This is a genomic window from Pelagivirga sediminicola, assembly GCF_003072125.1.
GTDB lineage: Bacteria > Pseudomonadota > Alphaproteobacteria > Rhodobacterales > Rhodobacteraceae > Roseovarius > Roseovarius sediminicola.
In genome coordinates this window covers 219938-234683 of the sequence record NZ_QCYH01000005.1, presented here as the reverse complement: position 1 = coordinate 234683, position 14746 = coordinate 219938, and the positions used below count along the sequence as shown (strand labels likewise).

The following is a 14746-nucleotide window of genomic DNA, read 5'->3' as shown; positions in this document are numbered from 1 at the left end:
ATTGCGGGTTGCGCGCGCGGCGCTCTTGCCCTCAAATGGGAACAAAGGCCGAACAAGAGGATTGGCATGGAGCAGTATCTGGATCTGACCCTCACGCAGTGGCAGGCCGCTTGCGCAGGCGCGGCCGCGCTGGCACTGATCCTTGGCGTCATGGCCGCCCTTGCCGCCCGCCGCGCCCGCCGTCACGAGGCCGAGGCGCATGATCTGCGTCATCATCTGGCCGCGCTGCAGCCCGTCGCGGACCGCGTGCCGGTGCTGGAGGAACGCGCCGAGACGCTGCGCGCCGAGTTGCTGGACGAGCAGGTGCAGACCGCCTCGCTGGCGCAGCGGCTGGAGAGCCTGCAGGAAACGCATACGCAGCGCATGGCCGATATGGCCGACATGAAAAAGCAGCTGGAGGACCGCTTTCACTCGCTGGCCTCCGGCGCGCTTTCGGCCAATTCCGAGAAATTCCTGTCGCTGGTCTCCGAGCGGTTCAAGACGCACAAGCAATCGGCCGACGAGGATCTGAACCGCCGCCACGCCGCCATCCGCGATCTGGTCAAGCCTCTGGATGACCGGCTCGGCAAGTTCGACGAACGCATGGGCGAGATCGAGAAGGCCCGCAACGAAGCGTATGGCACGATCAAGCAGCAGGTCCTTTCGCTGAGCGAGGGACAGGCCAATCTGGGTCAGGAAACCCGCAGGCTGGTGCAGGCCCTGCGCGCGCCCAAGACGCGCGGGCGCTGGGGCGAGATGCAGCTGCGGCAGGTGTTCGAGATGGCCGGCATGACCGAGCGCGTGGATTTCGACCTTGAGAAAAGCTTCGATACCGACGAGGGCAAGCGCCGCCCCGACGCCATCGTGCACATCCCCGGCGGCAAGAGCATCGTCATCGACGCCAAGACGCCGCTATCGGCCTATCTGGACGCGCTGGACGCGGACACGCCCGAATTGCAAAGCCAGTTCATCAAGCAGCACGCGGTGCAGGTGCGCAAGCATGTGAACGAGCTGTCGTCGAAATCCTATCACGACAACCTCAGCACCGCGCCCGATTTCGTGGTGATGTTCATCCCCGGTGAGACCTTCGTTTCCGCCGCCGCCGAGGCCGATCCCGGCCTCATCGAATACGCATTCGAGCGCAAGGTGCTGATCGCCACGCCGACCACCCTGATGGCGCTGGTCAAGGCGATCGCCTATGGCTGGCAGCAGGACAAGATGGCCGAAAACGCCGAAGAGGTGCAGAAAACGGCCAAGGAAATCTATGACCGCCTGCGCGTTTTTGCAGAACATCTGGGCCGCGTCGGCCGCTCCTTGGGCCAGTCGGTGGATCACTACAACAAGGCGCTGGGATCGCTGGAAGGGCGCGTGCTGCCCTCGGCCCGCAAGTTCGAGCAGCTGGGCGTCGTGTCCGCTACCTCCGACAAGGTCGAAAAGCCCGCAGCGGTCGAGCATGAGCCGCGGCGCCTGACCGCACATGAATTCACCGCCCCCGATGAGCCTGCGGAAAACGCCTGAAACGGGCCCCGATCTTTCGCGAAAAATCGCGCGTGCGGCTCAGGTCGTCTCCAGACAGTGACGGCGAAAGGCGCGTTTCAGCATGTCCAGCTCTTCGCGCAGCAGCATCATCTCGGCGCGAATGTCATATCCCAGCGCATCGCCCGACATCAGCGCGAAACTGTCCAGCGTCACCCCGGCCCGCCTGTCGCGGATCAGGAAGGTCTGGACACCGTCGGCGATCACCTCAGGCGGGATCGGGACCCGCAAGGTCCAGAAACTGCCGTCCGCGGCCTCGGTCACCTCGACGCCGCCGATGGGCCGTTCCAGATGCGTGACCTCGATATCGGGCTGCATGTTGCCCTCGCCCTCATGGGTCAGCTGGCCTTCCCAGACCCCCTCGAACAACCGGGTTTTGGTAAGTGTCAGGTCGCTCATCGCGTGATCCTCATGTCCTGGTCCTTCGAGTTCAGAATTCAGCGCGCGGCCGACGGCTGAAGGTCAGGTCGCGCAATGTCACCTGGCTCATTTCCGGGTTCTCGAAAATGAGATCGATCCACGCCCGCTCGATCCGCTTTTCGTTGAGGCTGGTATAGGCCAGATCGAATTCGACGATCGCCTCATCCTCGTGCAGGGGCAGCTCGCGCACGATCTGTTCGGTGTTCGGCCCATGCTTGATATTCAGCCGCGCGAATATCTCGAGCGGCTTTTCAAGCTCGATGATGGTGGACATGCGCAAAAGATGGCTCTTCTTCAGCCCGTCAACGGCGCCATGCGGCAGGTCGAGGACCACCGACAAGAAAGATCCGTCAAATGCGAACACATCCATCCGCAGACCGAAAGGCGCCAGATCCGCCTCGCGGGTGTTGCGAATCTGCCGCAATGTCAGCTCGGATCTTGTGCAATCGTGAAACAATGTTAGCTCATCGCCCAGTTTCGATTTGCTGGGCGCCGATGACATGCCGGGACTGGCCAGTGGCAGGCACCAAAGCGATGGGCGCCAGGACCAGTCGGTGCCATGCGGCTTGGCAAACGCGTTCGACCCGATCATCGGCAGCGCCAGCCGGCTGTCAGCGATGGCCGCCATTTCGTGCAGCGAATATAGCAGCTTGCGTGCCATGCTGCGCTCGTGGCGCAGCTCGGCCAAGGGCATTTCAGGTGCGCGGCGGGCGGCCCTCGCCCATCGGCGCACGGCGCGCCGATGCACGATCCAGTCCACCACTGCGCTGCGCAATTGCATATGTCGCCACCCCTGCCTGCCTGGCCCGTTTCTATCCTGCCTTGGCAAAGCCTTCCAATAAATTAAGCCGTTTATTGAAACAATCCCGGCCCGGTGCCCGAAGATCCGGCGCGCGCGGTCTCGGCGGCGATCTCCTCGGGGGCGGGCGCCCGACGCGGGCTGGCGGCCAGCATCGCCTTGGCGGTATCAAGGAGCAGTGCCTTGCCCGCATCCCCGGACACTTTCGCGCCCGCGTCGCCGTAGATCGCAAGGCCGATCAGGTGGCCGTTGATGAGCATGGCCCCGCGCCAGTGCCGCGGATCTCCCGCAGGCAGCAGGCTATCGCCGCCGCGTTCAACCTGGATCAGCGCGATCCCGTCGCCATCCACCTGTTGCGCGACGCCGACATTCACCCAGGGCCCGGCGATCTCGCGCGCGGACGGCATCCGCGCCCGCGCATCGCGCGGCAGGACCGAGACCGTGATCACGGCCGCCGGCACATCACCCGCCGTCGCCGTGCCAAGATGGCCGCAACTGGCCATCAGGGCGAACCCACTGCCACCGCGCCGCTGAACGCTCTTGGGATCCACGCAATAGCCGGGCGGACCGGCGACGATGACGTCGCCGCCATAAAAGGCTATGCGCTGCACGGGTTTCGGCGGCTTGCCGTCGCCCCCCGGCGCAAGTCCGGCGCCGCCCATGCAGGCAGCGAGGAAGAGGATGAGCGCCGCGGATATCGCGGCGCGCGTGATGCGGTGCCGGGTGCGCATGGGCCGCGTCAGATATCCATGTAGATGTGACGCTCGGCCTCGGCGCCGGGATGGGTGACGGCGCCCTTGTAGGTGGCGCCGACCAGCTGGGCGAATTTCCAGATCGCACCGGAGGCATACATCGTCTCGCGCGGGCCGGGCCATGCGTCCTTGCGCTGCGCCAGTTCGTCATCGCTCAGATCGACGCTCAGCTCGCCCTTGATCGCGTCGATGGTGATCATGTCGCCATCCTTCAGCAGCGCAATCGGCCCGCCATAAGCCGATTCCGGGCCGACATGGCCGACGCAGAAGCCGCGCGTCGCGCCCGAAAAACGCCCATCGGTGATCAGCGCCACCTTCTTGCCCATGCCCTGCCCCGACAGCGCGGCGGTGGTTGACAGCATCTCGCGCATGCCCGGCCCGCCTGCGGGGCCCTCGTTGCGGATGACGATGACGTCGCCCTCGGAATAGCCGCGGTTCTGCACGGCCTCGAAGGCGTGCTCTTCGCTCTCGAAAACGCGGGCGGGGCCGGTGAAGACCTGATTTTCGGGCGCAATGCCCGCGACCTTCACGATGGCGCCCTCGGGCGCCAGATTGCCCTTGAGGCCGACGACGCCGCCGGTTTTCGTGATCGGCGTCTCGATGGGGTAGATCACCTTGCCGTCTGCCTCGCGGTCGATCAGGTCCAGCTCCTCGCCGATGGAGCGGCCGGAGGCGGTGATGCAATCCTCGTGAATGAGGCCGGCCTTGCGCAGCTCTTTCATCACGACGGGGATGCCGCCGACGTCATACAGGTCCTTGGCCACATGGTTGCCGCCCGGTTTCAGATCGACGAAATAGGGCGTGTCACGGAAGATGTCGCACACATCCTCAAGGAAGAAATCAATCCCGGCCTCATGCGCAATCGCAGGCAGGTGCAAGCCCGCATTGGTAGACCCGCCGGTGCAGGCCACGACGCGCGCGGCGTTCTGCAACGATTTGAGCGTCACCACATCGCGGGCGCGGATGTTTTTCTCCAGCAGCGTCATCACGGCGCGGCCCGATGCCTCGCCATACTGATCGCGGCTCTCATACGGCGCGGGCATGCCGGAGCTGTTCATCAGTGCAAGGCCGATCGCCTCGGACACGCAGGCCATGGTGTTGGCGGTAAACTGCCCGCCGCAGGCGCCGGCGCTGGGGCAGGCGACGCGTTCCAGCACATCCAGTGCGGCGTCCGACATGGTGCCGTTCTGGTGGCGGCCCACCGCCTCGAACATGTCCTGAACAGTCAGGTCGCGGGTGCGGAAATCCTCGGGGATCTCTTCGATCTGCGGCGCGCGGCCCGGCAGGATCGACCCGCCGTAGATAAAGACCGACGGCGTGTTAAGACGCACCATCGCCATCATCATGCCCGGCAGCGATTTGTCGCAGCCCGCAAGGCCGACAAGCGCGTCATAGGCATGGCCGCGCATGGTCAGCTCGACCGTGTCGGCAATCGCCTCGCGGCTGGCCAAGGATGAACGCATGCCCTCATGGCCCATGGCGATGCCGTCGGTGACGGTGATGGTGGTGAACTCGCGCGGCGTGCCGGCCGCCGCCTTGACCCCCATCTTGACCGCCTGCGCCTGACGCGACAGAGCGATGTTGCACGGCGCGGCCTCGTTCCAGCAGGTGGCGACGCCGACCAGCGGCTGGTGGATCTCTTCCTCGCTCAGGCCCATGGCGTACATGTAGGATCGGTGGGGCGCCTTCGAGGGGCCTTCGGTGACATAGCGGCTGGGCAGTTTGGACTTGTCGAACTTGGTCATGGGGCCTCGCAAGGGACTGGGCTGAGAATGTCTGGCCTTGGAATATGCGACCGGCGCGCAGGGCGCAAGCGCGGGGCGCGATTGCGCTTATGCGCCGGGGCGGCTAGCGTCGCGCAATGCGTTACCGTGCCCATCAGAACCTCACCGTCGCCGCGCTGCCCTCTGCCGCCCTGTGGCGTCTGCTGCTTGGATGCGTGTTGACGACGGCGGTGTTCCTGGTCCTGTCCTTCTTTTACTCGCAGCTGTGCGACATCGCCCTGCCGGATGCCGCATGGGGCCGCGACGGCAAGGGGCTGGCCGAGGCGACGACGCCCTGGGGCGCGCTTGCCAATCTGTTTCTCTTCGGCCTGCTCATCACCGCGCTGGCGCTGGTTCTGCCGCTTCTGCACCGTCGCAGGCTGCGGGGGCTGCTGGGCCCCGCCGCGCTGGCGGTGGGCCAGGCGGGGCGCGCCGGGGCGTATATCCTGGGCATTTATGTGCTGGTGTCGCTGCTGCCCGTGCCGGAGGGTCTCGACATCCTGCCACAGGTGCCGGTTCAGACGTGGCTGATGTTTCTGCCTGCCACGCTTCTGGGCCTGCTGATACAGGTCAGCGCCGAAGAGATCGTGTTCCGCGGCTATATCCAAAGCCAGCTTGCCGCGAGGTTTTCGCATCCGGCGGTGTGGATGGTGCTGCCCTCGATCCTCTTCGGCCTGCTGCATTACCAGCCCGGCGTCATGGGCGAGACGGCGTGGCTGATCGTGGCCTGGGCCGTTCTGTTCGGCCTCGCCGCCGCCGATCTGACCGCGCGCAGCGGCACGCTGGGCCCGGCGATCGCGCTGCATCTGATCAACAACTTCAGCGCCATCGCGCTGATCGCGCCGCACGGCAATTTCGACGGTCTGGCGCTGTTCACCTTCCCCTTTGGACCGGACGACACCGCCCTGCTGATGCAATGGATGCCCGTGGACCTGATGGTGCTTCTGTGCTCGTGGCTGGCGGCGCGGCTGGCCTTGCGCGTCTGATTGCATTTCCCGCCCGCGCGGCTTATTTCAAGGCCGAACCGCAATGTCCCAAGGCGAAGTCACATGAACTGGATCACCAATTACATGCGCCCGCGCATCAACTCGATCTTCTCGCGCCGCGAGATGCCCGAGAACCTGTGGAGCAAATGTGACGAATGCGGCACGATGCTGTTTCACCGCGAGCTGAGCCAGAACCTGAACGTCTGCACCTCCTGCGGCCATCACATGAACATCGCCCCGCGCGCGCGGTTTCAGGCGCTGTTCGATGGCGGCACCTTCGCCGAGATCACCGTGCCCGCGCCCAAGACCGATCCGCTGCATTTCCGCGATCAGAAACGCTATCCCGACCGGCTGAAGGCGGCGCAGAAGGCAACGGGCGAGAAAGAGGCGATGCTGGTCGCCACCGGCGAGATCGGGCGCACGCCCATCGTCGCCGCGGCGCAGGACTTTTCCTTCATGGCGGGGTCTATGGGGATGTATGTGGGCAACGCGATCATCGCCGCCGCCGAGACGGCGGTAAAGATGAAGCGGCCGCTGATCCTGTTTTCGGCTGCCGGCGGCGCGCGCATGCAGGAGGGCATCCTCAGCCTCATGCAGATGCCGCGCACGACCGTCGCGATCCAGATGCTGAAGGAGGCGGGGCCGCCCTATATCGTGGTGCTGACGCATCCCACGACGGGGGGCGTCACCGCGTCCTACGCCATGTTGGGCGACGTGCAGATCGCCGAGCCGAACGCGCTGATCTGCTTTGCCGGGCCGCGTGTCATTGAACAGACCATCCGCGAGAAACTGCCCGAGGGCTTCCAGCGGGCCGAGTATCTTCTGGATCACGGCATGCTGGACCGCGTCACGCCGCGCCCCAAGATGCGCGACGAGCTTATCACGATCACGCGGATGCTGCTGGGCCTCAGCCCCGCCATCGCGGGCGATCTGCCGCCCCCGACGCTGACCCAGAACGAGCCGGCAACGCCCAAGGCACCGCTCGCGGGCGCCAAGGCGGCGAAACCCGAGGCACCGGCCAAGAAATGAGCGCGCAAGGCTCGGACCGCATCCTTGAGCGGATGATGGCGCTTCACCCCAAGATCATCGACCTGACGCTGGACCGTGTCTGGCGCCTGCTGGAGGCGCTCGGCAACCCGCAGGACGCGCTGCCGCCGGTGATCCATATTGCCGGCACGAATGGCAAGGGCAGCACGCAGGCAATGATCCGCGCGGGGCTGGAGGCGGCGGGCAAGCGTGTCCATGCCTATACCTCGCCCCATCTGGCGCGGTTTCACGAACGCATCCGCCTTGCGGGCGATCTGATTTCCGAAGACGCGCTGACCGAGGTTCTGGACGAATGTTACCGCGCCAATGGCAGCGGCAGCATCACCTATTTCGAGATCACCACATGCGCCGCCCTGCTGGCGATGTCGCGCACGCCGGCCGATTACACGCTGCTTGAGGTGGGGCTCGGCGGGCGGCTGGATGCGACCAACGTCGTGGCGCAGCCCGCGCTGACGATCATCACCCCGATCAGCATCGACCACGAACAGTATCTGGGCGACACGCTGGCCAGGATCGCTGCCGAAAAGGCCGGGATCATCAAGCGCGATGTGCCCTGCATCGTCGGGCCGCAGCCCGATGAGGCGATGGAGGTGATCGAACGGATCGCGGCCCGGCTCAACGCGCCGCTGCTGGCGCAGGGGCAGCACTGGCATACCAGCGCCGAAGCCGGCCGCATGGTCTATCAGGACGAGCGGGGCCTCCTGGATCTGCCGCTGCCCAACCTGCCCGGCGCGCATCAGATCGAGAATGCCGGCGCCGCCCTTGCGGCGCTGCGTCATCTGCACCTTGGCGATACGGCGGCGGAGGCGGCGGTCACGCGCGCCCAATGGCCCGCGCGGATGCAAAGGCTGGACAGCGGCGCGTTGGCGGACGCCGCGCCCCAGGCCGAACTTTGGCTGGACGGCGGCCATAACGCGTCGGCGGGGCAGGCTATCGGGCGGCATCTGGCCAGTCTGCCGAAACGCCCGACGCATCTGATCTGCGGTATGCTGAACACCAAGGATATCGCCGGATATCTGCGCCCGCTCGCCGAGGTGGCAGACAGCCTGACGGCGGTTTCGATCCCCGGCGAGGCCAACACCTTGCCCGCCGAGACCACCGCCGAGGCCGCCCGCGCCGCCGGGCTGCCCGCCAGTTGCGCGCCGGACGTTCGCGCCGCGCTCGCCGCCATTCTGAAGCAATCGCCGGACGCGCGCGTGCTGATCTGCGGATCCTTGTATCTGGCGGGGCATGTCCTGCGCGAGAACGGCTGAAAATCGGAAAAAACTTTTTACCGCCAAATATCGGGATCGATTCGATTTTTTGCCCCAAGGGTTGCCCGCATGCGCCCAAAGCCGAACTTCACGGCCTTCTACGTGTTGACCGATTCGCAAAACTCCCTCTATATCTTGCGTTGACATCTATATCTTAGGCTTCCGAGGGCGATTTGCCCCAAGTCAAAAATGTCAGCGGCATGTCTGATCGGCCAAAGCCTGATCATGCCGCCCGGAAGTTAAGGGACGACGGACGACAGGCAGAAGAAGACGGAACGAGCGAAGCAGAAGCGACTGAGGGGCCGGTTCAACGGCCCCCTTTCCTTTTCCGGGATGGGGAAACACGAAAAAACCCGGCTGCCTGTTGGCTGCCGGGTTTTGCGTTACTCTTGACAGCGCCGTGTCAGTGCAGCTTGGCTTCGACGGTCTCGATGCCGCTGTCGATCAGCTTGTTCGCCTCGGTCGCGGTCATCTGCTTGGCGATCACCTCGCGCGCGGCGGCGACGGCGATGGTGATGGCACGGTCGCGGACCTCACGCACGGCCTCGGCCTCGGCCGAAGCGATACGGTCTTCGGCGGCCTGCAGGCGGCGGGCGATGGATTTCTTCAGATCCTCGCGCGCCTGATCGGCCGCGGCGGTCGCTTCGGACTTGGCCTGGGCGACGATGCGGTCGGCCTGATCCTGAACGTCCTTTTGCTTGCGCTCATAGGTCGCCAGCAGGGCCTGCGCCTCTTCGCGCAGGGCGCGGGCCTCGTCCAGCTCGGACTTGATGCCGTCCGCGCGCTTGTCCAGCATCTCGCCGATCTTGCCGGGCACCTTCATGTAGACCAGGAAGCCGACAAAGAGGATGAAGGCGATCGTCACCACAAAGTTGGTGTTCGACAGCGAAAAGAAGGGGCCGGTGGCGGCCAGCGCGGGGCTGGCGGCAATCGCGGCGATCAAGGTTGCGATCATGCGCATGGCGTTATCCCTTCATCTGCGAGGTGACGGCGGCATTGACGGTCTTGGCATCGGCCTGCCCGCCCATGGCGGCGACGATCTCGCGCGCCGTGTCCTTGGCCACTTCCTTGACGGCGTCCAGCGCGCCGGCGCGGATCTCGGCGATCGCCTTCTCGCCTTCGGCGGTCTTGGCGGCGATCTCGGCGTCGGCCTTGGCCATTGCGGCGTCAAGATCGGCTTTGATGTCGGCCTTGGTCTGCGCGACAATGGCCTGCGCGTCGCTGCGCGCGTCGGCCAGCGCCTTGTCATAGGCGGCCTCGGCCTCGCTTGCCTTGACCTTCAGGTCCTCGGCGGCGGCGATGTCATTGGTGATCGTGCCCTGCCGCTCGGCCAGAACCGCGGCGATGCGGGGCAATGCGATGCGCGACAGCACGAAGAAGATGATGACCAGCGTGACCGCCAGCCAGAAAATCTGATTGCCCATCCAGTCGGGGCAAAGCTGCGGCAGGCCGATCGCTCCGCCATGAGAGTCGACGCAGATGCCGGCCTCTTCGAGGGCGATGGGGCTGGCTTGCCCGCCCGTTGCGGCGGCGGTCTCGGTAGCCATGTGTGACGTCCTTTCCTAAGAACCTGTCAATCGGAGAGGGTGAAGGGCGCGAGGCCCTTCACCCATCCCGTAAGGATCGGTCTGCCGGTCGTCTTAGACGGCGAACATCAGCAGAAGCGCGACGAGGAACGAGAAGATCCCCAGCGCTTCGGCGAATGCGATACCGATGAACATCGTGGCAGTCTGGCCTGCGGCGGCCGAAGGGTTGCGCAGGGCGCCGGACAGGAAGTTGCCGACAACGTTGCCCACACCGACGGCTGCGCCGCCCATGCCGACGGATGCCAGACCTGCGCCGATGTATGCGCCCATTGTTGCGATATCGCCTTCCATGTGATCTCTCCTTACTGTGGAATTTGCGGTATTTCGGTCGTTCGAGCGGCGGGACGCGCCCGCCGTGTCAGTGCCTGCGGATCAGTGCGCCGGGTGCAGCGCGTCCTTGAGGTAAACGCAGGTCAGAATGGTGAAGACGTAGGCCTGAATGAAGGCCACGAGCACCTCCAGCGCATAGATCGCGGCAATCGCTAGGATCGACAGCGGCGTGACGACAAGGCCGATGCCTGTCGAGATGATGATCATCGGCGCGAAGGCCGCGAACACCTTCATCACCGCGTGGCCGGCCATCATGTTGCCCGCCAGACGAATGGAGTGGCTGACAGGGCGCACGAAGTAGGAAATCACCTCGATCAGGGCCAGGATGGGCCGCAGCGGCAGCGGCGCCGCGCTGATCCAGAAAAGGCTGAGGAACCCGGCGCCGTGCTTGACGAACCCGATGATCGTGACCGAGAAAAACACCAGCAGCGCCAGCACGGCGGTGACGCCGATATGGCTGGTCGAGGTGAAGGCGCCCGGCAGCAGGCCGACGAAGTTCGCCATGACGACGAACATGAAGATCGTCATGATATAGGGAAAATACGGCAGCGCATCGCGGCCGGCCACATCCTCGACCATCTTGCGGATGAAGCCATAGGCAAGCTCGGCGATGGACTGCATGCGCGTCGGGATCGTCGAGCGGCTGGATGAGCCCAGCACGAGCAGCGCGATGGTCGCCAGAACGGTGATCGCCATCCACAGCGTGATGTTGGTCACGGTAAAGATACCGACGCCGCCATCACCGAACAGCGGCTTGATGATGAACTGGTCCATCGGGTGGAACACCAGCCCGCCGGACTGCTCTGCGGCCCCATTCACATCAGTCGCCATCTTTATCCCTCACGCCCGCGCCGCCGGATGGCGGCTTGTCTGCGGCCTCATCGGCCATCTGTTTTTCCTGGATCTCCTGCGCGCTGCGGATCATCACCTTGATCCCTGCCGCGAGGCCCAGCAATGTAAAGAACACCAGAAAAATGGGCAGCGTGCCCAACAGGCGATCCAGCCCGTATCCGATGCCGAAGCCGATCAGCAGACCGGCCACCAATTCGATCACCATCCTCCAGGCCAGCTGCGCCTGCGAATAATGCTCGTCCGTATGCGGTTTGACCTTCTTAGGGGTCTTGAGGGCGTTGATGCGGTCTTCGAGATCGCGAAGCTTTGCGCGCTCATCGGGGTCTGTCACAACACCTGCCCTCACCCGGTACGGATGGCGCATTGCTAAGCGCAGGAGGGCGGTGAGTCAAGCGCGCGGAAATTGGTGGCGCAGATGGGTTAAGCGTTTGAAATAGAGTATTATTTTCAAGAAGGCAAAAGTCGCCGGAGCTTACCCCCGAGCGGGAGGCCGACCATTCCAACCCCCGGCGTCATTCAACCAAATGGTTGAGTCAGATCAGGGCCCCGCGATCAGCGGACGACAAAAACCGAGCATTTCGCATGCTGCGCGACGTAACCGCCATGCGAGCTGAAGATGTGCTCCATGATCCCCGGCTGGTGCGACGCCATGATGACCAGATCGGCGCCCACGTCATCGATCGCGCGCATCAGGTGACGGGTGGCGTCGGTGGCTGGATCGGGTGAAGTGATGGGGTGGGCGTCAACTTCGATGCCGTATTTCGTCTTCAATTCCTCGGCAAAAGCGTTCAAGGTAGCGCCGAATTCGGACGGTGTGTGACCCAGTTTTCCGGGCAGCACGCCGCCCACGCTGACCACATGCACCTTGGCGCCGCTCGATTTGGCTATCTGGCCCGCGACATCCAGCGCCTTTTGCAGCTTGTCCTTGTGGACAAGATCGACGGGGACCATGATTTGCGTGAACATCTGCTTTCCTTTCAATGTGCGAGCGCCGACAGGCCAGAACGCAGCAAACCCCGGACGCGGCGGGGCGCATCCGGGGAATGAAAGCAATGACCGAGCAGCTTGACATGACATTCGCCGCCCTGTCGGACCCGACACGGCGCGCGATCTTGTCCATGCTTCTCGAAGACGACATGGCGGTCACCGATGTTGCCGAACCGTTCGAGATGAGCCTTGCGGCGATTTCCAAGCATCTGGCCATTTTGGGCCGGGCCGGTCTGATCAGTCAAGAGCGGCGCGGGCGCGTCAAATGGTGCAAGCTGGAGCCGAACGCCCTGCGCGCCGCATCGGTATGGATGCAGGGCTTTGGCCAATTCGAACCCGTCGACCTCGACGCATTCGAGGTCTTTCTTGCGGTGGAGCTGTCGAAGCAGAACCCCGAATGACCGGCAGGACCTGACGCCGTTACAGAACGAAGCCGACGATGGCCAGAACGATGACGACGAGACCGACAAGATAGATGATATTACGCATAGTGCCCTCATTTTCCGTTATGTTGTGCGCCCTCAACGTCAGCGCGGCACGAATGGTTCCTTGGCTCCGCCGCTCCGTCCTCTGGCGGATGCATCAATGCTCGTCCTTGAGCAGCAGCGCCAGCGCCAGCACCGTCAGACCCACGCCGATCAGCACAAGCGGGCCGGGCAGCGGATTGCCCAGCGCCGCCTGCCAGCACAGAACCCAGCTGGGCGTCAGATAGGTATATGCCATAACCTTGGCACTGGGCAGCCGCAGGGACGCGTATTGCAGCAGCACGAAGGTGACGGCACTGGCGAAAACGGTCACATAGGCCAGCGTCACCCACACGATACCGGGCAGTGCGGCCCAGTCTGTCGCCACCAGATCGGGCGCCCCGACCACCAGCAATATCGCCGCGGCCGCCGCCATGGTGCCGAAGGAGAACACCAGCGGCGATTCTCCCCGGTTCAGCAGCCGGACTAGCGGCGTGTAGATCGCATGCGCCGCGCAGCCCCAGAAATAGATCACCTCGCCGCGCCCCACCTCGAAGCGCAGCAGGGCCGCCAGATCGGCGCGAAAGATCACCCACAGCGCCCCGGCGGCCCCGACCGCCAGCGCGGCCGCCATGCGCCGCGTCGCGATCTGGCGCAGCAGGACGTATCCCGCAATGCCCGACAGGATCGGCGACAGGGTGAACACGGCAGCCGCCGAGACCGGCGGCGCCGTCTTGAGCCCCTCGAACATCAGCACGAAGTAAAGGCCCATCAAGCCGCCAAGGATCCCGTAGCGCCACGGCGCCGCGAAATCGCGGCGGCGCAGCCCCACGCTCGCCACCACGGCCACCCCGATGAGGATCGACGCCATCCCAAACCGCAGCGCATTCAGGGCCGTCGGCGCAATATACGGCGCCGCGAGCGAGCCCAGCGCGAAAGACCCGGCAATCAGCCCCGAGAAGGCCAGCATCGCCAGATGGCCGCGCATCTGCCCGCCGCTCATGTGTCCTGCCACTGCGCCGCGCGCGCCTTGAGAAAGGTCAATAGCGCCTGCACCTTTGCCGTGCGGTGAAGGTCCATATGCGTGACCAGCCACAGCGGCGCGCTCCATTCCGGGCGCGGCGCGAAAAGCTGCACCAGCCCCGGCATCTCGCGCGCGTGCAGGCAGGGAACAAACCCGATACCGGCCCCGGCGCAGATCGCGCGCCATTGTGCGTCATCGTCGTCGCTGCGAAACACTGCACGCGGCACGGGCACGGCCTTGGCCAGCCAGCGGGCATGGGGCGCGCGCGGTGGTTGGCTATCGACGCAGACAAGGCGGTGATCGCCCAGTTGATCGAGCTCCGCAGGCCGTCCGTGTCGCGCGATATACCCCTCGCTGGCATAAAGCGCCGCCCCGAGATCAAAGAAAGGCTGCGCCACATTGTCGGGCTGGTCCGGGGCGCCGCCGGCGCGGATGGCAACATGCGCTTCGCCATATTCCAGACGGAACAGCCGCTCGGCTGTCAGATAGCGCAGCGCAAGGTTGGGATTGGCCTGCTGAAATTCGGCCAGCGCCGGCACCAGGAAATGGCTGAGGACACCCAGCGACGTCACCACCAGATCGCCGCTGACGTCGCTGGCGCTGCCCTTGATGCGCCCGGCCATCTGCCCGAACCGGTCGTTTGCCTCCTGCGCGACACGCATCAGATCCTCGCCCGCCTCTGTCGGGGTGTATCCGCGCGGATGACGCTGAAACAGACGCACGCCCAGCCGGCGCTCCAGCGCGTCGATGTGGCGGATGACGGTGGCGTGATGCACGCCCAGAACCTCGGCGGCGCCGCTGACCGTGCCGACGCGGGCAACGTGGTAGGCCGTCCTGATCTCGTCCCAGTTTTCCATGCGCCGCCCTGCCCCGACCTTTGGCCTTTGTTTTGGCGGCACTGTGTTCAGATGCGGCCGCAACGCGCAAGGCCCCGGCATCTTGACTCCGGTTCGGCGCGCGCATAAACA

The 14746-nt window shown here is 64.9% G+C and carries 17 protein-coding genes; 5 read left to right on the top strand and 12 right to left on the bottom strand.

The window, feature by feature from the left end:
* Nucleotides 1-66: 66 nt before the first annotated feature.
* The gene (locus tag DC366_RS10930) at nt 67-1497 is read left to right on the top strand and encodes a DNA recombination protein RmuC (protein WP_108692239.1); all 1431 of its coding nucleotides are present in this window, start codon (nt 67-69) and stop codon (nt 1495-1497) included.
* 39 nt (nt 1498-1536) lie between these two features.
* On the opposite strand, the gene DC366_RS10925 is transcribed toward DC366_RS10930, so the two are convergent.
* From DC366_RS10925 to ilvD, 4 genes are all read right to left on the bottom strand, one after another.
* Nucleotides 1537-1914, bottom strand: a complete 378-nt coding sequence (locus DC366_RS10925) for a hypothetical protein (RefSeq protein ID WP_108692238.1) — start codon at nt 1912-1914, stop codon at nt 1537-1539.
* A 31-nt stretch (nt 1915-1945) separates the two neighbouring features.
* Nucleotides 1946-2716 carry a DUF6478 family protein gene (locus DC366_RS10920; protein WP_108692237.1) on the bottom strand — a complete coding sequence of 257 codons (771 nt, stop codon included), beginning with the start codon at nt 2714-2716 and terminating at the stop codon, nt 1946-1948.
* Between the two features lie 71 nt (nt 2717-2787).
* Nucleotides 2788-3465, bottom strand: coding sequence for a hypothetical protein (locus DC366_RS10915; protein ID WP_207768696.1), 678 nt, complete (start codon nt 3463-3465; stop codon nt 2788-2790).
* Nucleotides 3466-3473: 8 nt separating this feature from the next.
* On the bottom strand, nt 3474-5231 hold the full coding sequence (ilvD, locus tag DC366_RS10910) for a dihydroxy-acid dehydratase (protein WP_108692236.1): 1758 nt from the start codon (nt 5229-5231) through the stop codon (nt 3474-3476).
* A 116-nt stretch (nt 5232-5347) separates the two neighbouring features.
* Between ilvD and DC366_RS10905 the strand changes: the two genes are divergently transcribed.
* The 3 genes from DC366_RS10905 (at nt 5348) to DC366_RS10895 (ending at nt 8535) form a co-directional block, all read left to right on the top strand.
* Nucleotides 5348-6235, top strand: coding sequence for a CPBP family intramembrane glutamic endopeptidase (locus DC366_RS10905; RefSeq protein WP_108692235.1), 888 nt, complete (start codon nt 5348-5350; stop codon nt 6233-6235).
* Nucleotides 6236-6298: 63 nt separating this feature from the next.
* Nucleotides 6299-7264, top strand: a complete 966-nt coding sequence (accD, locus tag DC366_RS10900) for an acetyl-CoA carboxylase, carboxyltransferase subunit beta (protein WP_108692234.1) — start codon at nt 6299-6301, stop codon at nt 7262-7264.
* Complete coding sequence (locus tag DC366_RS10895; RefSeq protein ID WP_108692233.1) at nt 7261-8535, top strand: bifunctional folylpolyglutamate synthase/dihydrofolate synthase; 1275 nt, start codon at nt 7261-7263, stop codon at nt 8533-8535. The genes accD and DC366_RS10895 overlap by 4 nt, the downstream gene beginning before the upstream one ends.
* Before the next feature lie 403 nt (nt 8536-8938).
* Here the strand turns inward: DC366_RS10895 and DC366_RS10890 are convergent, their stop codons facing one another.
* The 6 genes from DC366_RS10890 to DC366_RS10865 all read right to left on the bottom strand — a co-directional run bounded on the left by DC366_RS10890 (nt 8939) and on the right by DC366_RS10865 (nt 12269).
* On the bottom strand, nt 8939-9496 hold the full coding sequence (locus DC366_RS10890) for a F0F1 ATP synthase subunit B (protein WP_108692232.1): 558 nt from the start codon (nt 9494-9496) through the stop codon (nt 8939-8941).
* Nucleotides 9497-9500: 4 nt separating this feature from the next.
* The gene (locus DC366_RS10885; RefSeq protein WP_108692231.1) at nt 9501-10082 is read right to left on the bottom strand and encodes a F0F1 ATP synthase subunit B'; all 582 of its coding nucleotides are present in this window, start codon (nt 10080-10082) and stop codon (nt 9501-9503) included.
* Nucleotides 10083-10175: 93 nt separating this feature from the next.
* The gene (locus DC366_RS10880) at nt 10176-10412 is read right to left on the bottom strand and encodes a F0F1 ATP synthase subunit C (RefSeq protein ID WP_076530926.1); all 237 of its coding nucleotides are present in this window, start codon (nt 10410-10412) and stop codon (nt 10176-10178) included.
* 81 nt (nt 10413-10493) lie between these two features.
* The gene (locus DC366_RS10875; protein WP_108692230.1) at nt 10494-11282 is read right to left on the bottom strand and encodes a F0F1 ATP synthase subunit A; all 789 of its coding nucleotides are present in this window, start codon (nt 11280-11282) and stop codon (nt 10494-10496) included.
* Nucleotides 11272-11634: an AtpZ/AtpI family protein gene (locus DC366_RS10870; RefSeq protein WP_108692229.1), complete on the bottom strand. Its 363-nt coding sequence runs from the start codon at nt 11632-11634 to the stop codon at nt 11272-11274. Before DC366_RS10870 ends, DC366_RS10875 begins: the two co-directional genes overlap by 11 nt.
* 221 nt (nt 11635-11855) lie before the next feature.
* Nucleotides 11856-12269 carry a universal stress protein gene (locus DC366_RS10865; RefSeq protein ID WP_108692228.1) on the bottom strand — a complete coding sequence of 138 codons (414 nt, stop codon included), beginning with the start codon at nt 12267-12269 and terminating at the stop codon, nt 11856-11858.
* A gap of 86 nt (nt 12270-12355) precedes the next feature.
* Between DC366_RS10865 and DC366_RS10860 the strand changes: the two genes are divergently transcribed.
* Nucleotides 12356-12691, top strand: a complete 336-nt coding sequence (locus tag DC366_RS10860) for an ArsR/SmtB family transcription factor (protein WP_108692227.1) — start codon at nt 12356-12358, stop codon at nt 12689-12691.
* A 181-nt stretch (nt 12692-12872) separates the two neighbouring features.
* On the opposite strand, the gene DC366_RS10855 is transcribed toward DC366_RS10860, so the two are convergent.
* On the bottom strand, nt 12873-13757 hold the full coding sequence (locus DC366_RS10855) for a DMT family transporter (protein ID WP_243405101.1): 885 nt from the start codon (nt 13755-13757) through the stop codon (nt 12873-12875).
* Complete coding sequence (locus DC366_RS10850) at nt 13754-14635, bottom strand: LysR family transcriptional regulator (RefSeq protein WP_108692226.1); 882 nt, start codon at nt 14633-14635, stop codon at nt 13754-13756. The genes DC366_RS10855 and DC366_RS10850 overlap by 4 nt, the downstream gene beginning before the upstream one ends.
* Nucleotides 14636-14746: the final 111 nt, after the last annotated feature.

Excerpts from the sequence above, each read along its gene's own strand:
- DC366_RS10930 (WP_108692239.1), top strand. The coding sequence starts at position 67 with ATGGAGCAGTATCTGGATCTGACCCTCACGCAGTGGCAGGCCGCTTGC.
- DC366_RS10925 (WP_108692238.1), bottom strand. The coding sequence starts at position 1,914 with ATGAGCGACCTGACACTTACCAAAACCCGGTTGTTCGAGGGGGTCTGG.
- DC366_RS10920 (WP_108692237.1), bottom strand. The coding sequence starts at position 2,716 with ATGCAATTGCGCAGCGCAGTGGTGGACTGGATCGTGCATCGGCGCGCC.
- DC366_RS10915 (WP_207768696.1), bottom strand. The coding sequence starts at position 3,465 with ATGCGCACCCGGCACCGCATCACGCGCGCCGCGATATCCGCGGCGCTC.
- ilvD (WP_108692236.1), bottom strand. The coding sequence starts at position 5,231 with ATGACCAAGTTCGACAAGTCCAAACTGCCCAGCCGCTATGTCACCGAA.
- DC366_RS10905 (WP_108692235.1), top strand. The coding sequence starts at position 5,348 with ATGCGTTACCGTGCCCATCAGAACCTCACCGTCGCCGCGCTGCCCTCT.
- accD (WP_108692234.1), top strand. The coding sequence starts at position 6,299 with ATGAACTGGATCACCAATTACATGCGCCCGCGCATCAACTCGATCTTC.
- DC366_RS10895 (WP_108692233.1), top strand. The coding sequence starts at position 7,261 with ATGAGCGCGCAAGGCTCGGACCGCATCCTTGAGCGGATGATGGCGCTT.
- DC366_RS10890 (WP_108692232.1), bottom strand. The coding sequence starts at position 9,496 with ATGCGCATGATCGCAACCTTGATCGCCGCGATTGCCGCCAGCCCCGCG.
- DC366_RS10885 (WP_108692231.1), bottom strand. The coding sequence starts at position 10,082 with ATGGCTACCGAGACCGCCGCCGCAACGGGCGGGCAAGCCAGCCCCATC.
- DC366_RS10880 (WP_076530926.1), bottom strand. The coding sequence starts at position 10,412 with ATGGAAGGCGATATCGCAACAATGGGCGCATACATCGGCGCAGGTCTG.
- DC366_RS10875 (WP_108692230.1), bottom strand. The coding sequence starts at position 11,282 with ATGGCGACTGATGTGAATGGGGCCGCAGAGCAGTCCGGCGGGCTGGTG.
- DC366_RS10865 (WP_108692228.1), bottom strand. The coding sequence starts at position 12,269 with ATGTTCACGCAAATCATGGTCCCCGTCGATCTTGTCCACAAGGACAAG.
- DC366_RS10860 (WP_108692227.1), top strand. The coding sequence starts at position 12,356 with ATGACCGAGCAGCTTGACATGACATTCGCCGCCCTGTCGGACCCGACA.
- DC366_RS10855 (WP_243405101.1), bottom strand. The coding sequence starts at position 13,757 with ATGAGCGGCGGGCAGATGCGCGGCCATCTGGCGATGCTGGCCTTCTCG.
- DC366_RS10850 (WP_108692226.1), bottom strand. The coding sequence starts at position 14,635 with ATGGAAAACTGGGACGAGATCAGGACGGCCTACCACGTTGCCCGCGTC.